This is a genomic window from Streptomyces sp. NPDC050703 (assembly GCF_040654435.1).
Taxonomy (GTDB): Bacteria; Actinomycetota; Actinomycetes; order Streptomycetales; family Streptomycetaceae; genus Streptomyces.
Genome location: NZ_JBFAHX010000032.1, coordinates 1 through 21,964, shown reverse-complemented (window position 1 = coordinate 21,964; position 21,964 = coordinate 1). Strand labels below are relative to the sequence as shown.

Below are 21,964 nucleotides of genomic sequence, written 5' to 3'. Positions count from 1 at the left end.
GTGCGACCGCCGTGAGTCCGGGAGCGTTACGGATGTCTGTCCGGGCGCTACGTCGCCTTGTCCTCCGCGGGCGGCTCCGGCGCGGGCGGCTCCGTCGACGCGGTGTCCAGCGCGGTCGCGCCCCGCGGCTGCGGGGCCTGCTTGAGCGCGGCCTCCCTGGAGTACGCCCGCAAGTAGCCGACGACCGTGTTCGTGACGGCGACCAGCGGCACCGCCACCACGGCGCCGCCGATCCCGGCCACCATGCCGCCCGCGGCGACCGAGAGGATCACCGCGAGCGGATGCACCCGCACCGCGCGGCCGAGGATGAACGGCTGGAGGATGTGCCCCTCGATCTGCTGCACGGCGAGGACCACCACCAGCGCCATCACGGCCGTGAACACGCCCTGCGTCACCAGCGCCACGACCACCGCGAGGGCGCCCGAGACCACGGCGCCGACCAGCGGCACGAACGAGGCGAGAAAGATGATGACGGCGAGCGGCACCGCCATCGGCACCCCGAGGAAGTAGATGCCGAGGCCGATGAAGATGGCGTCGATCATGGCCACTATCACCGTGCCGCGCACGTACGCGGTGAGCGTGCGCCACGCCCGCGGGCCCGCGCCCGCGATGCCGGGCCGCGCCTGGGCGGGCACCAGCTTCAGGAACCACTGCCAGATGCGCTTCCCGTCGTACAGCAGGAAGAGCGTCGAGAACATCGCGAGCAGGATGCCGGTCAGGGCCTCCACGATGACCGTGACGCCTTCGAGGCCCGCCGAGGTCAGCTCCTCGGTGTTGGCGCCGACCGCGTCCCGCAGCGTCTTGGCGATGTCGTTGATCTGATCCTCGGTCACGTGGAACGGACTGTTGAGGAGCCACTTGCGCAGGTCCTCGATGCCGTCCTGGACCTGCCCGGAGAGCTCGTCGGCGTTCTCCATGACCTGCCAGACCACGAACCAGCCGACCAGGCCCATGATGACGAAGCCGAGGATCGCCGTGACCGCCGTCGCCAGGCCGCGCGGCAGACCGACCCGTCTGAGCCGGGCCACCGTGGGCTGGAGCAGCGCGGTGATGAGGAGCGCGGCCACGAAGGCCAGCACCACGAGCTGGACGGCGCTGATGACCTTCATCAGGACCCAGAGGGTGCCCGCGAGGACGAGCAGCCGCCAGCCGGCCTCCGCGGCGACACGCATGCCCCACGGGATGGACGCGACGGGGTCGGGCCGGGCCGCTATGTCCGGCGCGTACGCGGGAGGGGGCGGCACGTGTTCGTGCTCCCCGTTGACGAAGTCCTGCGGCTCTTCGGTGTCGGAGCCGGCGTCATGGTGGCGGCGCTGCTCGTTCAACCGCTCGCCCATCTCGCTCAGTCCGGCACCGACCCGGCCGAGCCACCCTGGCACTCGCGACATGATCCGTCCTCTACCCCCGTCTTTCCGCACCACTCCCCCCTGGAGCCGTCCGGACCGACCGTACACGGGCGAGGCCCCCCACCGGAGAACGGTGAGGGGCCCGGCGGGGTCGAGCGCGGTACGGCCGGGGGCCTAGTACCAGTGGTTGGACTGCCAGAAGTCCCAGGCGCCGCACGGGCTCTGGTAGCGGTCGTTCATGTAGTTCAGGCCCCACTTGATCTGCGTGGCCGGGTTGGTCTGCCAGTCGGCGCCGGCCGAGGCCATCTTGGAGCCGGGCAGCGCCTGTACGAGGCCGTACGCGCCCGAGGAGGCGTTGACGGCCTTGTAGTTCCACGTCGACTCGTGGTTGACGATGTTGCTGAAGCACTGGAACTGGTCGGCGGGGATCATCTGCCGAGCCATCGCCTGGACCTCGGCGACCGTGTAGGAGCTCTTGGTCGCGAAGCTGGAGGCGTCGCGGGCGGAGGAGCGGCTGGCCTTGGCCTCGGCCTTCTCCTCACGCTCCTTCTTCAGGGCGGCCTTCTCGGCCTTCTCGGCCGCCTCCGCCTTCTCCGCGGCCTTCTGCTTCTCGATCGCGGACGCGGCGGCCTGCTTGCGGGCCTCTTCCGCCGCGGTCTTCTTCGCCGCGGTGTCGGCGGCCATGGCCTGCGCGTCGGCCTGCTGCGTCAGGGACGCGGTCTGGACCTGGGCCTGCTGACCCGCGGGTATGTCTGCGAGGAGCGTCGCGTCGCTTGCCGCTGCCTCGAAGTCGTTCGAGTTCGAGGGCTGGGTGTTGCCCGAGGCAACGCCCACGACAGCGCCGACGGTGGTGACCGCGGTGGCTGACGCCACGGCGAATCCCCGGACCGAAATCCGGCTCACACGGTTTCCTTCCAGCATCGCCCGCATAGGTGACCTCGCGGACGCAATCGTGCCCCTGGCGCTGGCCTCCGCTTGCGATCGGTCACGGGAGGCACGGGCCCGGTGGACAACTCCCGCACGGGGAGCGCCGCGTGGTGCTCGGGCGGCATGCGACGGCCACTATGAAGTTCTGTTGTCTCGCACCACTGGGGGTACACGTGTGTCGCATGCGGGGCCTGACAGGACTGAGACTCTGCCGCAGCCGGACGCCGCAAGGCAATTCTCTGTTGCGTGTTAAAGCTCACACCCCGTTTGCCCCCGCAGTTTTCCGGAAAAGGGGGCACAGCAAGGCGCCACCCGGCTAGGCTCCTTCGCTTCGCCGGGCGGCGCCAACTGCGGTGCGACTGCCGTGGACTGGCCTAGAGGTGCCCGTCCTCCAGCATCTCGGTCACCAGGGCCGCGATCTGGGACCGTTCGGAGCGCGTGAGTGTGACGTGGGCGAAGAGCGGATGGCCCTTCAGCTTCTCCACGACGGCGACCACTCCGTCGTACCGCCCCACCCGGAGGTTGTCGCGCTGGGCGACGTCGTGGGTGAGGACGACGCGGGAGTTGGCCCCGATCCTGGACAACACGGTCAGCAGGACGTTCCGCTCCAGCGACTGGGCCTCGTCCACGATCACGAACGCGTCGTGCAGCGAGCGCCCGCGGATGTGGGTGAGCGGCAGGACCTCCAGCATCCCGCGCGCGGTCACCTCCTCGATGACCTCCTTGCCCGCCACCGAACCGAGCGTGTCGAAGACGGCCTGCGCCCACGGGCCCATCTTCTCGGCCTCGGTGCCCGGCAGATAGCCGAGCTCCTGCCCGCCCACCGCGTACAGCGGCCGGAACACCATCACCTTCTGGTGCTGCCTGCGTTCGAGGACCGCCTCAAGGCCCGCGCAGAGCGCGAGCGCCGACTTGCCGGTGCCCGCGCGCCCGCCCATCGAGACGATGCCGACGTCCGGGTCGAGGAGCAGATCGAGCGCGATCCGCTGCTCGGCGCTCCTGCCCTTGATGCCGAAGGCCTCCCGGTCACCGCGTACGAGGCGGACGTTGCCCTCGGGCGTGACGCGGCCGAGGGCCTTGCCGCGCTCCGACTGGATGGTCAGGCCCGTGTGGACGGGCAGGTCCGCGGCCTCGGGCACGTACAGGCTGTCCTCCTCGAAGAGGAGGTCGACCTCCTCCCCGGAGAGCGTCAGCTCGGACATGCCGGTCCAGCCGGAGTCCGTGATGGCCAGCTCCGCGCGGTACTCCTCCGCGAGCAGTCCGACCGAGGACGCCTTGATCCTCAGCGGCAGGTCCTTGGAGACGACCGTGACGTCGTACCCCTCGGCCTGGAGATTGCGGGCTACGGCGAGAATCCGTGAGTCGTTGTCCCCCAACCGGTAGCCGGCCGGGAGCACGCCGGGATCGGAGTGGTTGAGCTCGACGCGCAGCGAGCCGCCCAGGTCCCCGATGGGAATCGGGGCGTCCAGGCGGCCGTGCCGGATACGGAAGTCGTCGAGCAGGCGCAGCGCCTGCCGGGCGAAGTAACCGAGCTCCGGATGGTGCCTCTTGGCCTCCAGCTCCGTCACCACGACGACCGGCAGCACGACTTCGTGCTCGTCGAAGCGGGTCAGGGCGTTCGGATCGGCCAGCAGGACGCTGGTGTCGAGAACATAGGTGCGCCTGTCGGGCATGCGGCGCTTTGTGCTGGTCACCACGGAAGGACGTACCCCCTCGGATGAGGTCGGGGAGCTACGGGAGGGATGCCGGGCGGGCTGGCGGGTGTGAACCAGGCCGGACACGGCCGCGATGCGCGGGCCGAGGACCGGCCCTCCATGCCGCCCGTGCTGTCCACACGGTCGTCCTGGTGCAAAGGGCCTCCCGGGCGGACGGCCCTATTGCCGTCCGCTGAGATACGGCGCCCCTGTCGGATACTGCTGGGACGCCGACCTGGAAGGGTTATTCCCTCGAACAAGCGCAGCCATGCCAGGGCATATGACGACGCGTTGGTTAACTCTGGGTTACCCCGACCTCATGGGGTGACGCGGCTCAACCGCCGTAACGGCGGTGGCGGGCGGCGTAATCACGCAGCGCACGCAGGAAGTCGACCTTGCGGAAGGCCGGCCAGAAGACTTCGCAGAAGTAGTACTCGGAGTGAGCGGACTGCCAGAGCATGAATCCGGAGAGTCGCTGCTCCCCACTCGTACGGATCACCAGATCGGGGTCCGGCTGGCCGCTGGTGTAGAGGTGCTTGGAGATGAGGTCGATGTCGACGCTCTCCGCGACGTCCTCCAGGCTGGTGCCCTTCTCGGCGTGCTCAAGGAGCAGCGAGCGGACCGCGTCGGCGATCTCCTGGCGGCCGCCGTAGCCCACGGCGACGTTGACCAGTATCCCGGTGTTGCCGTGCGTGGCCTGCTCGGCTTCCTTCATGACGCTCTGGGTGCGGGCCGGCAGCAGGTCGAGCGCGCCGACGTGGTGCACGCGCCAGCGGCCGTCGGCGACGAGCGAGCGGACCGTGGCCTCGATGATGCCGAGGAGCGGCGTCAGCTCCTCGTCGGGCCGGTCGAAGTTGTCCGTGGAGAGCATCCACAACGTGACGACCTCGACGTCCGTCTCCGCGCACCAGCCGAGGAACTCCTCGATCTTGTACGCGCCCGCCTGGTGGCCCTGTGCGGTCGTCCCGCCGGACGCCTTCGCCCAGCGACGGTTGCCGTCGAGGATGACGCCGATGTGCTTGGGCACCTGGTCGTGATCGAGGCGGCCTTCCACCCGGCGTGCGTAAAGTCCGTACACCAGGTCGCGCAGGTTCACGTGTGTCAGCCCCTCCAGCAGATGGCGGTCCTCAAGGGGTGTGCGTAGGACAGTCCCCGAGGGCGACACCCTACCGCTGCGCGGGCCTGGCCCAGAAACTCGGGGCGCACGCGCGGGCAGGTGGCTGAAGTAGCTTCATCCCCATGAACGACACGTCTCTGTATCGCGCGGCATCCGACCGCTACGACTCCATGGAGTACCGGCGCTCCGGCCGCAGCGGCCTGAAGCTGCCCGCGGTCTCCCTCGGCCTCTGGCACAACTTCGGCGACGACAAGGCCCTGGACACCCAGCGCTCGATCCTGCGGCGCGCCTTCGACCTGGGCGTCACCCACTTCGACCTGGCCAACAACTACGGCCCACCGCCCGGTTCCGCCGAGCTCAACTTCGGCAAGCTGTTCGCGCAGGACTTCGCCCCGTACCGCGACGAGCTGGTCATCTCGACCAAGGCGGGCTACCTCATGCACCCCGGCCCGTACGGCGAGTGGGGCAGCCGCAAGTACCTGCTGTCGTCCCTCGACGCCTCGCTCTCGCGCATGGGCCTCGACCACGTCGACATCTTCTACTCGCACCGCTTCGACCCCGACACGCCGCTGGAGGAGACGATGGGCGCGCTCGCGTCCGCCGTCCAGCAGGGCAAGGCGCTCTACGTCGGCGTGTCGTCCTACAACAGCGAGCAGACCGCCGAAGCGGCGCGGCTGCTGCGGGAGATGGGCGTGCCCGCCCTCATCCACCAGCCGTCGTACTCGATGATCAACCGCTGGACCGAGGAGGACGGCCTCCTCGACACGCTGGAGGCGGCCGGCATGGGCTGCATCTCCTTCGTGCCGCTCGCCCAGGGCCTGCTCACCAACAAGTACCTGAAGGGCATCCCGGAGGGTTCGCGCGCCACGCAGGGCAAGTCCCTCGACCCGGACCTGCTGAGCGACGAGGTCGTACGCCGCCTCAACGGCCTGAACGACATCGCGGCGGGCCGCGGCCAGTCCCTCGCCCAGCTCGCCCTGAACTGGGTGCTCCGCGACGAGCGCATGACCTCGGCGCTGATCGGCGCGTCCAGCGTCGGGCAGCTGGAGGAGAACGTGGCGGCACTGGCGGGGCCGAAGCTCACCGACGAGGAGCTGGCGGCCATCGACGCGTTCGCCGTGTCGACGCCCGGCACGAACATCTGGGCCGGCCGGGGCTGAGAGCGCGTGGTCCGGCCGCCGCGGCGGCGGCCGGACCCGGGCCCTGCGAGGGGCACGGGCCCGGGCACACGAGGGGCACGGGCTCGGGCACAAAAATCGGGCCGGTCCGTGGGGGGGAGACGGACCGGCCCGAGGGGGGGGTTTCCACCATAACCCTTCGTAAGTGATCCCGGGTGCATCGGCGTGCCACAACTACTCTCCGAGACCACGCGACGACGGGGAGAGCCCGTATCCACCGCGGAATTCCTGGTTCTGGGGCGGTTTCCGGCCGCGGGAGGCACCACTCACAGGAGTGACCCCCAGATGGCCCACACGCTTGACGCCCCGGCTGTCCCCGGCGCTAACGGCGTGCGCCGGGCGTGCGGAGCGGCGTACGAACGACGCGCGCGGGGCGCGGGGCGCTTCGCGCGTGGCCCGATGACGGCTCGCGGTGCCGCGCGGCCCCCTCCACCGCACGGCACCGCTCCACGCGACTTTGCTTGCGCGAATTAGCGTTGGTCTGAACTTACGCGACGCCGAGGGGAGGATCGAGCCAGTATTGATAACGATGCGGAATCAAGGCTTCGATTTTGGGGCTTACGGGGTGGGGTGCGCCACCCGTTCCGTCTTCCCGGAACGCCCATCAACCGGACATTGAGGCCGGCTTGACCGTTTCGCCCGGGCGGCCGGAGCGGTCGCCGGGCAGGGGGGCGGGCCGGGTGCCTGGCCGGGTGGTTGACCGGGTGCTTGACCGGGTGCCTGGCCGAGTGGCGGACGTGCCGTCGGGCCGGCCGGCGGACTTGGCCTCCGTGATCTGCCGCATGTGCTGGTCGCCCCACGCGCCGAGGGGCAGGAGGGCGGTGTTGAGGGACTGGCCGAGGTCCGTCAGGGAGTACTCGACCTTCGGCGGCACCTCCTGGTAGACCTCGCGGTGCACCACTCGGTCCGACTCCAACTCCCTGAGCTGCTGGATCAGCACCTTCTCGCTGACCCCCGGGACGTGCCGCCGCAGCTCGCCGAAGCGCAGCGTCCCGCCCGCGTGCAGCGCCCAGAGGATCAAGGGCTTCCACTTGCCGCCGACGACATCCACCGCGGCTTCGAGCCCGCAGGTGTACGGCTCCCTGTTCTTCGGCACGTCAACTCCTCTGTTCCGCGCCGACATTACCGACAGCGGGGCTCGGCACGACAGGCCGCGGCGGCGGCAGTGGCTACGGCAGCGGCAGCGGCAGCGGCAGCGGCAGCGGTTCAGGCCGCGGCAGTGGCTACGGCTTGCGCAGGTCGAAGAGGTGGCGGGTGCTGTGGGCGACGAAGGGACCCTGCTCCTGGATCTGTTCGTGCAGCTCGCGCAGGCGCGGCCGGTACTTCTCCACCCGGAAGTCCGGGACCATCCACACGACCTTGCGCAGGAAGTGCACGACCGCGCCGACGTCGAAGAACTCGATCCGGAGCCGCTCGGCCCGCAGGTCCACGACCTCAAGCCCCGCGGCCTCGGCCTCGGCGCGCTCCAGCTCGGGATGGCGGCTGTTCCTGACCTCCTCCGGCTGCCGCCCGAGGAAGTACTCGACCACCTCGAAGACGCTGGCGGGCCCGACGTGCTGCGCGAAGTACGTGCCGCCGGGGCGCAGCACGCGGGCGATCTCGTCGAAGTGGGCCTTCACCGGGTGCCTGCTCGTGACCAGGTCGAAGGCGCCGTCCGCGAAGGGCAGCGGCGCGTCCTCCGGTGACGCCACGACCGCGACGCCCCGCGGGTGCAGCAGCGCGGTGGCCTTGGCGACGTTCGCCGGCCAGCCCTCCGTGGCGACCGTGAGCGGCGGCAGGACCGGGGCCGACGCGACGACCTCACCGCCGCCGGTCTGGATGTCGAGCGCGGCCGAAGCGGTGGCGAGCCGCCGGGCCATCGCCTCGGCGTACCGCCACGAGGGCCGCGCCTCGGTGGCCCGCCCCTCGAACCAGGAGAAGTCCCACCCGGCGGTGGGGGCGGCCTCGGCTTCCGCGACGAGGTCGTCGAAGCCGCGGGGGGCGGGGGTGGTGTGGCTGTTCATGGGGCGATCCTGACATTGCGACCGCCGCGGCACATCCCGGTTTCCGTCCGGCGGCCCGCTGTGTGGGCCCGGACTACGGGGCGGGCACGCGGGCCGGTATCCACGGCTCAGGCTCAGTCGCCGGCGTCACTGTCGTCACCGTTGCCGTTACCGCTGCCGCTGCCGTCGCTGCCATCGCCGTTGTCGCCCGCGGGACCGGTCTCGCTGCCGGCGCCGCTCCCCTCGTCGGTGCCCGCGCCGGCCGATCCGCGCGGGAACGAGACCTCCACCCGGCGGTTCTTCTTGCGGCCCTCCTCGGAGCTGTTGTCCGCGATGGGGTAGTCCTCGCTGTAGCCGCGTACGGAGAAGGTCACCTCGGGGCCCAGGTGACTCGCGAGTTCGTCGTGCACCGCTTCGGCGCGCCGGCGCGAGAGCTTCTTGCCGTGGCTGTAGGAGCCGAGGTCGTCCGTGAACCCGAAGACCCGCACGTCCGTGGCCTTCTGCGCCTCGGCCTCCGCCGCGATCGCCTTGATGCGGGCGGTCGCCTCGGGGTTCAGCTCCGAGCTGTCCTTGGGGAACAGCACCTCCGCCTGCAGGGCGAACTTCACGTCCGTGTTGGTGTCCTCGCGCCGCTCCTCGCCGCCGAGGTCCTCCACGACGGACTTGATGTCCAGCACCTTGGCGGGCGCGAGGGTCGCGCCGTCGGCGAGCTTGAGGCCGGGGCTGTTGGAGTCGACTTCGGGGGGCGGGGAACTGGTGGTACTGCCCGGGGGCACACTGGGCTCCCCCTCGTCGGCCCATCCGCTCCCGGCCCCGAGCGTCAACACCAGGACCGCGGCGAGCGCGGCGGTGCCCGCGGGGCGGCGGGGGCGGAGGCTCTTGGCGCTGCTCACCGGTCTACTCACCCTCGGAGAGTTCGATGGGGGCGGGTGGCATCGCCCCCACCTGGAAGGTGACCTTGCTCGTGCCTTCCGGCGGGGCCGGGAACTGGGCGAACCAGTTGGCGGTGCCTCCCTGTCGCACACGGCCATTGAACTTGGTGCAAAGGCAGCGCCCCGACGTATCCCGAAGGACCAGATACTTCTTCTTCCCCTTGTTGTCGACCAAGCTGGCTCCGGAAAGTGAGCCACCGTTCGACCTTAGTTCCCGCTCATCGCTGGCCCAGTCAGCTCCCATCCAGGACCGACTTCCGTTGTTCGTCACCGTTCCGGAAACCGTGACGAATCCGCCCCCGTCACGGAGGGCAGAGCTGATCTTCACGCTGATGTCCCCGTCTTTCACCTCCGCCAACGTCTCGCCGCCGGAGGGCTTGTCATTCTGCCCCTTTTCGTCACCGCCCCTGGTCTTCTGCCCTGAGGAAGCGGAGGTGGAAGGCTCTTCGGCCTTACCGTTTCCGTCATCCCCACCACCACAACCAACCATCGTAAGAACCAGCCCAGTCGTGATTGCTACAGCAGTCATCGCCCGACGGGCCGTGAGGGTTCGCCGAGAGTTCATGGCTACGGCTTCCTTCTTTCGTCGATCGCCGGTCAGTCGGCCAAGTGGACAGAGAAGAGAACAGAGGCTTTCGGAAGATCATCCACTTCGAAGTCATCCGGGTCGATCTCGATGGGCTCTTCGCCGTCGCACGTGAATTGCACGGTCCGCCCCGGGGCGAACGACGAGCCAACGTCACATCGCGGCTTGATGACCGCAGTGGCATCAGCCTTGGCATGCTGGGATTCCGTGCCGGGAATGATCGAGTCACCCACCGTATAATTGGTCACGATCGACGCCTGAAAGCCGGGGTACCCATTTACTTCGGTCGCCACGACAGTGGCCTTCGCGTCGTTGAGCGCGGCGAGCGACTGGCCCGCCTCTTGCGCACCCGCACCGGTCAGCCCATTCCCTGTGAGCCAGTCGAGCCAGTCCCCGCCCTCACCGATGGCCAGACCGAGGCCCTCGACCAGTTCTTCCCTGGCCTCCTGCGCGGCGGCCAGAGCGGCCGCATCCGCAGCGGACTGCGCGCCATTGCGCGCGGAGGCCGCTTGGGCGAAGGCGAAAAAGGCGAACGCGACGAAGAGCAGGATTCCCGTCAGCCAGATGTAGATGGGGAGGGTCGACCCTCGGTCACCACGCAGGTGGTGTGCTAACCGCCCACCACGTCGTCGACCGCATCCCCGATGGCCGACGAGATCGTGCCGTCCAACCCCAATTGATCGATCAACGTGAAGATCCCCGCAATAAGAATCATCAACCCCGCATACTCCACGAACCCCGCCCCCGCATCCCGCTCCCGCCCGCGGATGCGACCCGCGATCGTCAATGTCCAGTTCACCCAGACTTCGAGCACGCGTTCCTTCAGCACGACGGCCCCTTCTCTCCCACCCGATTCCGCGACCACCGCGACCACCGTCGGCGTCGCCATGGGCAACGTACGCGACAACACGTGACTCGGCAGCAACTCTGCGCAGACGATGGGTTTTCGTGCGTCCCGGCCCGGCAAGTTGGCGGGTTCTCTTCCCCCTCGGTGAGATCACCATGCACGAAGCCCCCTTCCGCGAACCGCGAACTCAGGAACGACTGTCCCACATCGCGTTGCACACGCGAAGGGGTTTCGCGAAGTCGGTGTCGGCATCGTGCTCAACGGCCCAGAATGGAGCCGAAGTCGGAGCCCGAGCCCAGGAACATGCCCGCCGCGATCAGGATCATTGTGGCGGGGAGCATGAAGACCAAGGTCACCATCGTCGCCTTGGGAATGGTCTTCGCCGCCCTGCGGCGGGAATTCTGGGCGTCGGTGCGGCGCATGTCCGTGGCGATCTGGATCAGCGTGTCCGCGATCGGGGAGCCGAGTTCCTCGCCCTGCTGCAGGGCGGAGACGAACTGGGCGACCTGCTCGGACGCGTTGCGGCGGCGCAGCGCGTCGAAGGCCTGGCGGCGGCTGACGCCCATGTCCATCTGGCGCAGGGTGATGCGGAGTTCGTCCGCCCAGGGGCCCTCGTACCGCTCGGCGACCCTGTCCAGGGCCTGGCGGAAGCCGAGTCCCGCCGAGACCACCACCGCGAGGACGTCGAGGAAGTCCGGCAGGGTGCGGTCGATGACCTCGCGGCGTTCCCGGATCGCCTGCCAGATCAGCCCGTCCGCGGCCGTGGCGCCGAAGGCGAAGGTCAGGACGGCGAAGAGCGGGGAGCCGTTGGTGAGGAAGATCAGCCCGAGCAGCGCCCCGAAGACGCCGTAGACCGCGCGGCGCGCCGCGTAGCGGTCGATCGTGAGGCCGCCGGGGTTGCCCGCCATGTCGATGCGCCGGCGCTTGGCGTCGACCCGCTTCGGGCCCATCAGGCGCAGCACGAGGGGGGCGAACCGCATCCCCAGGCGGTCCACCGCCGAGCCCGCCGCCGAGACGCGGGTCGCGCCGACCTCCAGGGCCACGGCGAGGTCGGAGGGGAGTTTCGCGTCCGCGCGGTACATGCGGATGCCCTGGCAGACACCCGCCACGGCCAGGGCCATCGCCACCGCGAGAGCCAGCGCCATCAACGTACCCCCTTCGTGGAGCGGTGCCCGGTCGGCCGGTTCATCAGCCTCACACCTCGATCTTGCCGAGGCGTCGGATCACGAAGAAGCCGATGCCGTAGAGGCCCAGGGAGATCAGGATCAGCGTCTGGCCCATCGGGGAGCCGGTCACCCGCTCCAGCGCGCCCTCGTTGGAGGAGTTGATGAGCAGGAGGGAGCCGAGGCCGAGCAGCGGGACCGTGAACGCCGTCGCGTGGACCTCCGACAGCATCGTGCGGACCTCGCGCCGCGTCTCCTTCCTGTCCTCAAGGGTCTGGGTGAGGTTGCGGAGGGAGTTGACCACCGTGCCGCCCGCCTTGTTGGAGAGGACGAGTGTCGTGACCAGGACGATCAGCTCGCGGGAGGGCAGGCGTCGCGCCAGCTCGCCCAGGGTGTCGTCGATCGAGCGGCCCAGCGTGAGCTGGTCGGCGACGTGCGAGAGCTCCTCGCCCGCCGGTGCCTCCAGCTCCTCGGCCGCCATGGCCAGGGACGTGCGCAGGGCGAGGCCCGCGGCCGTGGCGTTGGCGAGGATGCGGGCCACGTCGGGGAGCTGGTTGATGAACGCCTCGATGCGCTTCTGCCGCTGCCAGTTGAGGAACGCGACCGCGCTCCAGACGGCGACGACGCCCGCGATCGGGCCGAAGAAGGGGGCGAGCGTCGCCGCCGCCATCGCCCAGAGCGCGACCACGACCGCCACGACGTACGTGAAGAACTCCCCCGCCGTCAGGTCGAGCCCCGTAGAGGAGAGCCGCAGGTGGATGGCGCGGCCGAGGCGGGTGCGGCGCAGTCTGCGGTCGACGGCGGCGAAGCGGCGCGTGCGGCCCGGCGGCCCGCCGTCCCCGCTGCCGGGGCCGAGCGCGAGGCGGTCCACCAGGGCCTCGCGCTGGGCGCGCCCCGAGGCGTAGGTGTGCACCCCGGCGACGGCGAGGGTGCCGGTGAGCAGGGTGGCGCCCAGGGCGAGCAGCGCGGGATCGTTCATCGAGCACCGCCTTCGGGACGGCGCGCGCGGCCGGCGGTCATCCGGTCGCCTCCCTCGTGTTCATCGCGTCGACGGCCTCGGCCACGCCGAACGCCGGTGGCACCGGTTCGCCCGCCCCGTACAGCTTGTCGGCGACCTCGCGCGGCAGCGGAAGGTGCTCGAAGTAGCCGTGCACGACGCGGTCGGGGCCGATCGGGCTGGGCACGAAGCGGGTGACGGGGACGATGCGGAACGGCTGACGGCCGTGCGAGACGAGCAGCACGATCTCGGCGATCGTGCGCGAGCCGTCGCTGTGGCGCGCGAGCTGGATGACGACGTCCACCGCCGAGTTGATCTGGTCCTTCAGTGCCTCGAAGGGGATCTGCACCTCCGACATGGAGCCGAGTGTCTGCAGGCGCATCAGGGCGTCCTCGGCCGTGTTGGCGTGGACGGTGGCGAGGGACCCGTCGTGGCCGGTCGACATCGCCTGGAGCATGTCGAGGGTCTCGCCGCCGCGGACCTCGCCGACGATGATGCGGTCGGGGCGCATGCGCAGGCTGTTCCGTACGAGGTCGCGGATGGTGATCTGGCCCTTGCCCTCGACGTTCGCCGGGCGGGATTCGAGGCGGATCACATGGTCCTGCTGAAGCTGGAGCTCCGCCGAGTCCTCGATGGTGATGATGCGCTCGTGGGCCGGGATCAGGCCGGAGAGCGCGTTGAGGAGCGTCGTCTTGCCGGTGCCGGTGCCGCCGCTCACGATGAGGTTGAAGCGGGCGCGCACGAACGCGGCGAGCAGCATCAGCATGTGCTCGTCGAGCGAGCCGAGACCGATCAGCTCGGTCAGCGTGTAGGCGCGCGGGAAGCGGCGGATGGTGAGCGTGGCGCCGGTGAGGGTCAGCGGCGGGATGATGACGTTCACGCGCTCGCCGGTGGGTAGTCGGGCGTCGACCATGGGGTTCGACTCGTCGACGCGGCGGTTGACCGTGGAGACGATGCGCTCGATCGTCTGCATGAGCTGGTCGTTGGAGGCGAAGCGGAGCGGGAGCTGCTCGACGCGGCCGTTGCGTTCGATGAAGACGGAGTCGGGTCCGTTGACCATGATCTCCGTGATGGACGCGTCGGCGAGGAGCGGTTCGAGGACGCCGAGGCCGAGGGCCTCGTCCACGACGCGCCGGATGAGCTGGGCGCGCTCGGAGGTGGAGAGCACGGGGCCCTCGCGGCTGATGATGTGGCCGAGTACGCGCTCCAGGCGGACGCGGCGGTCCGCGGCCGTGAGCGAGGACATCTCGGCGAGGTCGATCTCCTCAAGGAGCTTGGAGCGGTAGACCGCGACGAGGCCGTCGTCGCGGCTCGGCTCGGTCTCGCGGGCGGGTGCCACGCGGTCGCGCAGGCTCATGACGTGCTTCAACCTCCCTCTGACGTACGGGGTCTCAGTACCCGGCGTCCTCGTCGTTCGGCATCGTGGCCTCCTTGGTGACGCTCCAGCCCGCGTCGACGAACGGCAGCAGCGTCGGGACCTGCACCTCCACCGTGGCCGTCGTGGTGTCGCCGCCCTGGCTGACACCGACGGAGGAGTCGAGTCCGCCGTCCATGGCCGCCGCGCCCGCCGCCTCCCCGGAGTCCCCCTGCGAGGCGGCGCGGGCCGCCGCCCTGGCGCCGGAGCCGGCCTGTCCCGCGGCGTACCCGACCAGGCCGAGCTGGATCGCCGCCAGGCCCACGAGCAGCAGGACCGGCAGGAATCCCGCGAACTCCAGCATCGAGACGCCGCGGTCGCCGAAGCGGCGGCGACGGACGCGGCCACGGAGCCGTACCGCGTACGTGCGCGCTCTCATCCCGCCGCCCCCTGCCCGCCTTCCCTGCCTTCCCCGCCTGCCTCGCCTTCCTTCGCCGCGCCCGCCTCCCCGTCGACGTGCCATCCCGCGTCGAAACCGGGGAAGAACACCGGGACGTCCACCGACACCCGGGCCTTCCACACCGTCCCCTCGTCCGTGCAGGACACCGCCGCGTCCTGCCAGGCCGCGGGCAGGTGCTCCTCGGCGGCGGCGGAACAGGCGCCGGCCGCGCCGTTGCCCACCGCGTGCGCGGCCGTGGCCGCCCGCGCCGCCTCGTCCGCCGCGTTCCCGGCGAGGGAGTACGTGTAGCCGTACAGCGCGCACTGCCAGAGGATCGCCATCACCACGAGGACCAGCGGGAACATCGCGGCGAACTCCAGGGTGACCGCGCCCCGGTCACCGCTCGCCGCCCTGCGGCGCAGGGCGAGGGCGCCGCGCCTGCCGCCGCCCTGGGTGCGGGGCTCGACGAGGCCGAGTTCGCCCGCGAGGCCCCAGAGCGCCTGCTTCACCGAGGAACGGCTCTCCAGGTCCTGCATGCGGCCGGCGTCGACCACGGCCTGGAGCTCCTTGAACGCGGCGGGGACGGTCGTGCGGGCCGTCCTGGTGCCGGTGACGCGCTCGACCAGGGACGGCTGGATCTCGGTGCCCCTGCCGTGCCGGTTGACGACGGTGAGGGTCTCCTCGGCCTTGCGGATCTGGAGGCGGTCCCAAAGCCGCACCACGCGCTTGGCCGCGCGGACCGCCACCACGTCGGGGGTGACGAGGAGCAGGGCGTGGTCGGCGAGTTCGACGGCGGTGGCGCCGGCCGCAGTGACGTACGCGCCGCAGTCGACGACCACGACGTCGTACCGGGCGCGCAGTGCGCCGAGTGTCTGGCGGGCGACCCGGTCGGTGACCTCCTCGCCCCGTTCGCCGTCGGCGGGGGCGAGGAGCAGGCCGAGGCCGCTCTCGTGGGTGTAGACGGCGTCCTGGAGGACGCGGGGCGTGATGTCGCTGATGGCGGCGAGGTCGGCGATGGAGCGCCGGAACTGCACGTCCAGGTAGGAGGCGACGTCCCCGGACTGGAGGTCCAGGTCGACGAGGGCGGCCGTGCGCCCCGACGCCTGCGCGGCGAGGGCGAGCTGGACCGCGGTGACCGTCGTCCCCACGCCGCCCTTGGCGCCGCTGACGGTGACGACCGTGCCGGCGCCCGGCGCGCCCGCCGGGCCGCCGCCCCCGTACAGTTCGAGGTTTCCGCTGCCCAGGTGGCGCCGCATGCCCGTGGACCAGGCGGCGGCCGCCTGGACGCGTTCGGCGAGGGCGTCGTAGGCCAGGGGGAGGCCGACGATGCCGCGGGCGCCGGAGTCCATGGCGGCGGTGAGGAGTTCCGGGCTGGTGTCGGCGGTGATCAGGACGACGCCGACGGCGGGGAAGCGCAGGACGAGGTCCTTGATGAGGCCGAGCGCGGGGGCGGGCCCGATGCGCTCGTGGACGAGGACGACCTCCGGCAGTTCGTCGACGGACTCGGCGGCGAGCCGGGCGAGGGTGTCGAGGAGCGCGGTGGAGTCGCCGAGGGGCAGGGCCGGTTCGGCGTCGGGGAGCTGTCCGGCGAGCGTGGACAGCGCGCGGGCGGCCTCGATGTCCCCGACGGCGGGGAGGATTCGGGTGGCCATACGAGCCTCCTACTTGTCCTCGTCGAGGGTGTACGTCCGGTCGCGCGGCGGCACGGTGGAGTCGCCGCCCGCGCCGACCAGGGCGAGCCGGACGTGGGTCGCGAACGACTCGGCGTACGCGACGCGCTGGGCGTCCGCCGTGCCGAGGGCGAAGGTGATCGGGACGGCCTCGGTCGCCCTGCGGCGCGTACGGTCGTCCTGGTTCGGTTCGAGCGGGGTCAGCTTGCCGACGTCGAGCACCTTGGCCCCCTCCACGATGACTTTGGACTGGTCCTTCGCCTTGTCGCTCTCGCCCTTGAAGGTGGCGTAGATGTTGACCTTGGCGCCCGGTGTGATCTTGCCCGCGACACCGGTGGCCGCGTCGATCATGATGGCGATCTCCTGCTGGCCGGGGCCGAGTTCGGGTCGCCGGACGATCATGTCGGACTGGAGCAGCGAGCCCGCGCGGAGCTGGGTGACGGCGATCTTGCCGCGGATCTCGCCGAGGTCGGTGACGGCGTTGTCGGAGAGCCACCGCTCGGGCATCTCGACCTTCTCGAACTGGTCGGCGGTCAGCTCCTTGTAGGGCGCGACGTCGCTCTTGAGCTTGTACGCGGCGACCTCCGGGCCCACCTTCGAGTTCACGTCGCGGATCACCGAGAGCACGCCCGCGAACGCGCCGAGCGCGCACAGGACCGAGAGGACCAGCAGGATGACGCCGCGGCGCTGGCGTGAGTTCATGGGCCGGACTACCTCGATCGAGTGCGGTTGGCTACGGACGGTGAGCGTGGTGGCGCGTGTTCGGTCGTAGGTCGCGTACGGGGTACGAGGGCGGCCCGGCGGCTAGGTGACGCCTCGGGGCAGTGCGGTCGCGCCGCTCGGCGCGAGGGTGCGCGGCGGCGCGTGGTCCACCGGCGGCGGCAGGGGTGCCGCGCAGAACGCGCAGCGGTCGCCGATGAGTTCGAGCCCGCACCAGTGGCAGTCGTCGCGGCGGACGGACGACACCAGCTGGTAGAGGACGGAGATGTCGGGGATGGCCGCCGCGAACTCGACGACCCTGCCGGTGGCCCACCAGCGCGCGGACTCCGCGGCCGGGCGAACCTCGGTGACCCCCTGGCAGTTCCAGGCGGGCGCCAGGGTCTCGGTGACCCAGCCGGGTGCCAGCTGCCCCGGGGCGTACAGCATCCTCGTGGCGAATCCGGGCCCCGGCAGGGTCGCCCCGCCGTCCCCCGAGAGCTTGACCAGCTCGGGCCGCGGCGTGGCGAGGACGGCGAACTGGGCGCCCGGCAGCCAGGACTTGGCGTGCGACTGGAGGGTGACGGGGACGCGGTCCAGCTTGGCGACCGAGCCGAGCAGGGCGCCCGCGTAGATGTAGTGGGAGAGGAGCCGTGCCGCTGAGGCGAGGACCCCCGGGCTGAAGTCGCAGATCGAGAGCTGGCGGAGCTGGAGCGCGAGCACGGCGAGGCCGAGCGGCGGCAGGTCGGAGCGGACGACGGCGATGCGGTCGCTCTCCAGGACCGAGCGGACCGCGTGCAGCCGGTGCGTGACGGAGGTGGGCGCGGAGGCGGGGCAGAGGACGACCACGTAGCCGTGGTGCTCGATGAGCGTGTCCATCTCGGTGAGCGCCTGGTCCAGCGAGTACGTCCGCGGGGACTGCACGGCGGACTGCAGGACCGCCGCGGAGGGGGTGTGCCGGTCGGGCGAGGGCAGCACCAAGTCGGGGCCGGTGACGGCTATGGCGGTCGGCAACGCGTACACCCCCGGTCCTCGTGCACTCCTGCCTCAGCACCATATCCACGTCATGGTCGACTCGACACCCAACTTCCCACTGTTCATGTGGAGGTCAGGGTTCTCGTTGCGCGCCGCCGGGCCCCGACGGGTTCCGCGGGACCCTAGAAGAAGCTGCTCCAGTCCTGGTCGCTGATCTGCTTGACGCACAGCACCAGGAACAGCAGGCCCGCGACGCACAGCATGCCGTTGCTGAGCCAGCCGTTGCGCCACTCCCGCGGCGTGCGGTGCGAGTTGAGCAGCCAGACCAGGGTCAGCGCGAGGAACGGCATGAAGGCCGCGCCGAGGACGCCGTAGATGATGATGAGCCGGAACGGCTGCCCCTGGAAGAGCAGGATCATCGGCGGGAAGGTCAGCCACAGCAGGTACGCGCGGAACGGCACCGACTTCTCGCGGGCTCCGGACGCCACCTCCTCGCCGGAGAGCGCCTTGTCGCCGGCGCCCGCGCGCTCCTTGCGGTAGCGCTCGACGAAGTCGGCGAACATCAGGCTCACGCCGTGCCACACGCCGATCAGCGAGGTGAACGACGTGGCGAAGAAGCCGACCAGGAACAGCTTGGCGGTGGCGCTCCCGTACTCCTCCTCCAGGATGTCGGAGAGCTGTACGAGGCCCTTGTCCCCGCTCGCGATGGCGACGTTCGCGGAGTGCAGCAGCTCCGCGCCGACGAAGAGCATGGCGACGACGAAGATGCCGGTGGTGATGTACGCGACGCGGTTGTCCAGCCGCATCACCTTCATCCAGCCGGCGTCGGTCCAGCCCTTGGCGTTGACCCAGTAGCCGTACGCGGCCAGGGTGATCGTGCCGCCCACGCCGCCGATCAGGCCCAGCGTGTTGAGGATGGAGTCCTCCTCATCGGGCAGCACGGGCAGCAGGCCCGCGAAGGCGTCGCCCAGGTGCGGGGTGACGCGGATGGCCAGGTAGACGGTGACGACGAACATGATGCCGACGAGGACCGTCATGACCTTCTCGAAGACGGCGTACTTGTTGAACCACACGAAGACCAGGCCCACGACGCCGGTGAGGATGCCCCACCACTTGAGCTCCATGACGTCGGGGAAGAGCGCCTGGAGGGGCAGCCCCGACGACGACATGGCGGCAGCGCCGTACACGTATCCCCAGATGACCACGTAGACGACGAAGAACCACGTCGTCCAGCGGCCGAGGCTCGCCCAGCCGTCGAAGAGGGTGCGGCCGGTGGCCAGGTGCCAGCGCCCCGCGGCCTCGGCGAGCGAGATCTTCACGACGCAGCCGATGACGGCGGCCCACAGCAGGGTGTAGCCGAAGTTGCTGCCCGCGATCAGGGTCGCGACGAGGTCTCCGGCGCCGACGCCCGTCGCCGCCACGACGATGCCGGGCCCGATGTACTTCCAGCTCGACTTCCGGGGCCGTGGTGCCGCGCCGCCCGTGGTGGTGCCACTGCCTGTCGTTTCAGCCATGCCGATCAAGAAAGCGCATCGGGGGGCGCGGCACAAGAGGTTGGCCAAAGACAGCGTTGACCGGTCCATGCCATACGTCGACGATGGGGCGGCGCGATCCGCACCTCGTACGCCGTCCCGTACGAGACCCCGTACGGGACCCCGCACGTCGCAGTGAGCACCCCCACCCCCCAGGAGACTTCATGCGACTCCGTACACGCTTGAACACCGGCCTGAACGGCAGGAGATCGGCGGCCCTCGCGGCCCTGCTGGCCCTCGCCCTCGCGGCGCCCCTCTCCGCCAACGCCTCACCCGGCGGCGCCGACGAGGCCCCTCGTGACGCGGCGGTGGCCGCCGACGAGGTGACGCGCCAGTACGAGATACCCCTGGCCGACGACCGTGCCGCCCGCACCGCGCTGGCCCGCACGGGGGTCGCCATCGACGAGGTCGACGCCCGCGCGGTGGTCGTCTCCGCCGACGCCGCGGAGGCGGCCTCGCTCCGTGAGGCGGGCTACCGCCTGAAGGCGCTGCCCGGCCCGCCGAAGCGCACGAACGGCATGGCCGTGGAGCCCAAGGACTTCCCGAACGCGGACGCCCGCTACCACAACTACGCCGAGATGACGGCGGAGATCGACCAGCGCATCGCGGCCCACCCGAACCTGATGAGCAAGCGGGTCATCGGCAAGTCGTACGCGGGCAGGGACATCGTCGCCATCAAGATCAGCGACAACGTGGGTACGGACGAGGCCGAGCCGGAGGTCCTCTTCACCCACCACCAGCACGCCCGCGAGCACCTCACCGTCGAGATGGCGCTGTACCTGCTGCGCGAGCTCGGTGACGACTACGCCACGGACGCGCGCGTGCGGAGCATGGTCGACTCCCGCGAGATCTGGATCGTGCCGGACCTGAACCCGGACGGCGGCGAGTACGACATCGCGACCGGCTCGTACCGGAGCTGGCGCAAGAACCGGCAGCCCAACAGCGGCTCGTCGAACGTCGGCACCGACCTCAACCGCAACTGGGCCTACCGCTGGGGCTGCTGCGGCGGCTCATCCGGCTCGACGGGCTCGGAGACCTACCGGGGCCGCGCCGGCGAGTCGGCCCCCGAGGTGAAGGTGGTCGCCGACTTCGTCCGCAGCCGCGTGGTCGGCGGCAAGCAGCAGCTCAAGGCCTCCATCGACTTCCACACGTACAGCGAACTGGTCCTGTGGCCCTACGGCTACACGTACGCCGACACGGGCCCCGGCCTCACCCAGGACGACCGTGACGCGCACGCGGCGATCGGCCGGAAGATGGCGGCGAGCAACGGGTACACGCCGCAGCAGTCCAGCGACCTGTACATCACCGACGGGTCGATCAACGACTGGCTGTGGGGCAGCCAGAAGATCTTCAGCTACACCTTCGAGATGTACCCCTCGTCCGCCGGGGGCGGCGGCTTCTACCCTCCGGACGAGGTGATCGAACGGGAGACCTCCCGCAACCGTGACGCGGTCCTCCAGCTCCTGGAGAACGCGGACTGCATGTACCGGTCGATCGGCAAGGAGTCGCAGTACTGCGCGGCGGAGTGACCGCCGCTGCGGGCGGCTCCGGTGGCCGGGGGCGTTGCCCGGTTGCCGGGGCCGCCCGGTTCTCCGGCAGTGTGGGCGCCCCCCGGGTGGGGTCGGGAGGTGGGGACGGGAGGTGGGGGCGGCCGGGGGCGTTGCCTAGTTGCCGGGGCCGCCCGGTTCCCCGGAAGTGTGGCGCCTCCGCCCCGCCAGTAAAGGGCGCTCCCTGTCGGTCGCGTCGGCTGCGCCGATTCCGCTTTCGCTCCACCCTTGACTGGCGGGGCTCCACCGCGAAGCTGCCATTGACCGGGCGGCCACGAGGTGGGGCGACGGAGCAGCTTAAGTGGGGTGTCCGGTTTTCCTGCCGGGTGCGGACCAGTCCTTCTGGCGTGGGCGCAAGGGGGCGGGGTGGTCGCCGGGCAGACGGCTTCGGCGGGCTGGGTCATCGGGTGTCGGTGCCGGGTGCGGACTGGTTCTTCTGGGGCGGGCGTCAGGGGGCGATGTGGCTGTCGGACAGACACGGCCCGGCCCGGCCCGGCCTCGGGGTCCCGCACCCGCAGCACGGCGCCCCGGGCAGCACCCCGGACAGTCCTGGGACAGCACCCTGGACAGTCCTGTGGGCCGGAGCCCCGGACAGTCCTGTGGGCCGGGGCCCTGGACAGTCCTGTGGACGGTGGTGGGTGGTGGGTGATGGGGGATGGGGGATGAGGGATGGGTGAGGAGTGGGGATGGGGGCGGGGGGCCGGGACCTAATTTGGAAAAGGCGCATTCGGCAATGCGCGCGCCCCCTGTTCGGCGAAACACAACTTGCGCGAAGTTGGTGTCAGGTCCCGGAGGAAGTCCGGTGCACCCGGGTGAGCGCTGGCCCTGTCCCGCGCCCGGTATGGGCCGGTCCGCCACTCCGCAGCGATACCCGCCCCCTCCACCGAAGGGAGTCCGGTCCGGCCGGGGTGAGCGCTGGCCCTGTCCCGTACCCCGTATGGGCCGGTCGGCAGTCGGCGAGGGCACCCGACACTGCCACCGG

General features: G+C 70.6%; 19 protein-coding genes and 1 pseudogene. 2 read left to right on the top strand and 18 right to left on the bottom strand.

Translation table 11 applies throughout. The features are described from left to right. Window positions 1-47 precede the first annotated feature (47 nt). The 4 genes from AB0I16_RS25930 to AB0I16_RS25915 all read right to left on the bottom strand — a co-directional run bounded on the left by AB0I16_RS25930 (window position 48) and on the right by AB0I16_RS25915 (window position 5,063). Window positions 48-1,388: an AI-2E family transporter gene (locus AB0I16_RS25930; RefSeq protein ID WP_363251960.1), complete on the bottom strand. Its 1,341-nt coding sequence runs from the start codon at window positions 1,386-1,388 to the stop codon at window positions 48-50. Window positions 1,389-1,520: 132 nt separating this feature from the next. Further along, window positions 1,521-2,267, bottom strand: a complete 747-nt coding sequence (locus AB0I16_RS25925) for a transglycosylase SLT domain-containing protein (RefSeq protein WP_363251959.1) — start codon at window positions 2,265-2,267, stop codon at window positions 1,521-1,523. Window positions 2,268-2,647: 380 nt separating this feature from the next. Beyond that, on the bottom strand, window positions 2,648-3,970 hold the full coding sequence (locus tag AB0I16_RS25920) for a PhoH family protein (RefSeq protein WP_363251958.1): 1,323 nt from the start codon (window positions 3,968-3,970) through the stop codon (window positions 2,648-2,650). A gap of 331 nt (window positions 3,971-4,301) precedes the next feature. After that, a complete protein-coding gene (locus AB0I16_RS25915; protein ID WP_363251957.1) occupies window positions 4,302-5,063 on the bottom strand; it encodes an isoprenyl transferase in 762 nt (253 codons plus the stop codon). Window positions 5,064-5,206: 143 nt separating this feature from the next. On the opposite strand from AB0I16_RS25915, the gene mgrA reads away from it, so the two are divergent. Next, on the top strand, window positions 5,207-6,244 hold the full coding sequence (gene mgrA, locus AB0I16_RS25910) for an L-glyceraldehyde 3-phosphate reductase (protein ID WP_363251956.1): 1,038 nt from the start codon (window positions 5,207-5,209) through the stop codon (window positions 6,242-6,244). 790 nt (window positions 6,245-7,034) lie between these two features. Here the strand turns inward: mgrA and AB0I16_RS25905 are convergent. The 14 genes and pseudogenes from AB0I16_RS25905 to AB0I16_RS25840 form a co-directional block, all read right to left on the bottom strand. Further along, window positions 7,035-7,385: pseudogene (locus AB0I16_RS25905) on the bottom strand (helix-turn-helix domain-containing protein); the annotation flags it as partial. Window positions 7,386-7,485: 100 nt separating this feature from the next. Next, window positions 7,486-8,265: a class I SAM-dependent methyltransferase gene (locus tag AB0I16_RS25900; RefSeq protein ID WP_363251955.1), complete on the bottom strand. Its 780-nt coding sequence runs from the start codon at window positions 8,263-8,265 to the stop codon at window positions 7,486-7,488. Between the two features lie 113 nt (window positions 8,266-8,378). Continuing rightward, window positions 8,379-9,074 carry an OmpA family protein gene (locus tag AB0I16_RS25895; RefSeq protein WP_363252028.1) on the bottom strand — a complete coding sequence of 232 codons (696 nt, stop codon included), beginning with the start codon at window positions 9,072-9,074 and terminating at the stop codon, window positions 8,379-8,381. Window positions 9,075-9,141: 67 nt separating this feature from the next. Beyond that, complete coding sequence (locus tag AB0I16_RS25890) at window positions 9,142-9,741, bottom strand: hypothetical protein (RefSeq protein WP_363251954.1); 600 nt, start codon at window positions 9,739-9,741, stop codon at window positions 9,142-9,144. Between the two features lie 32 nt (window positions 9,742-9,773). Next, a complete protein-coding gene (locus AB0I16_RS25885; RefSeq protein WP_363252027.1) occupies window positions 9,774-10,310 on the bottom strand; it encodes a pilus assembly protein TadG-related protein in 537 nt (178 codons plus the stop codon). Between the two features lie 62 nt (window positions 10,311-10,372). Continuing rightward, entirely contained in the window at window positions 10,373-10,591 is a 219-nt protein-coding gene (locus AB0I16_RS25880; protein WP_103557426.1) for a hypothetical protein, read from the bottom strand. A gap of 275 nt (window positions 10,592-10,866) precedes the next feature. Further along, on the bottom strand, window positions 10,867-11,754 hold the full coding sequence (locus tag AB0I16_RS25875) for a DUF5936 domain-containing protein (RefSeq protein WP_363251953.1): 888 nt from the start codon (window positions 11,752-11,754) through the stop codon (window positions 10,867-10,869). 49 nt (window positions 11,755-11,803) lie between these two features. Beyond that, window positions 11,804-12,751, bottom strand: coding sequence for a type II secretion system F family protein (locus AB0I16_RS25870; protein WP_363251952.1), 948 nt, complete (start codon window positions 12,749-12,751; stop codon window positions 11,804-11,806). 37 nt (window positions 12,752-12,788) lie between these two features. Further along, window positions 12,789-14,126, bottom strand: a complete 1,338-nt coding sequence (locus AB0I16_RS25865; protein WP_363251951.1) for a CpaF family protein — start codon at window positions 14,124-14,126, stop codon at window positions 12,789-12,791. A gap of 34 nt (window positions 14,127-14,160) precedes the next feature. After that, complete coding sequence (locus AB0I16_RS25860; RefSeq protein WP_363251950.1) at window positions 14,161-14,562, bottom strand: TadE/TadG family type IV pilus assembly protein; 402 nt, start codon at window positions 14,560-14,562, stop codon at window positions 14,161-14,163. Then, window positions 14,559-16,214, bottom strand: a complete 1,656-nt coding sequence (locus AB0I16_RS25855; protein WP_363251949.1) for an AAA family ATPase — start codon at window positions 16,212-16,214, stop codon at window positions 14,559-14,561. Before AB0I16_RS25855 ends, AB0I16_RS25860 begins: the two co-directional genes overlap by 4 nt. A gap of 9 nt (window positions 16,215-16,223) precedes the next feature. Then, window positions 16,224-16,934: a Flp pilus assembly protein CpaB gene (gene cpaB / locus AB0I16_RS25850; protein WP_363251948.1), complete on the bottom strand. Its 711-nt coding sequence runs from the start codon at window positions 16,932-16,934 to the stop codon at window positions 16,224-16,226. 102 nt (window positions 16,935-17,036) lie between these two features. After that, window positions 17,037-17,942: a hypothetical protein gene (locus AB0I16_RS25845; protein WP_363251947.1), complete on the bottom strand. Its 906-nt coding sequence runs from the start codon at window positions 17,940-17,942 to the stop codon at window positions 17,037-17,039. Between the two features lie 143 nt (window positions 17,943-18,085). Then, a complete protein-coding gene (locus AB0I16_RS25840) occupies window positions 18,086-19,417 on the bottom strand; it encodes an Nramp family divalent metal transporter (protein ID WP_363251946.1) in 1,332 nt (443 codons plus the stop codon). Between the two features lie 182 nt (window positions 19,418-19,599). Between AB0I16_RS25840 and AB0I16_RS25835 the strand changes: the two genes are divergently transcribed. Next, window positions 19,600-20,964 (top strand): M14 family metallopeptidase, encoded by a 1,365-nt coding sequence (locus AB0I16_RS25835; protein ID WP_363251945.1) that lies wholly within the window; start codon window positions 19,600-19,602, stop codon window positions 20,962-20,964. Window positions 20,965-21,964: the final 1,000 nt, after the last annotated feature.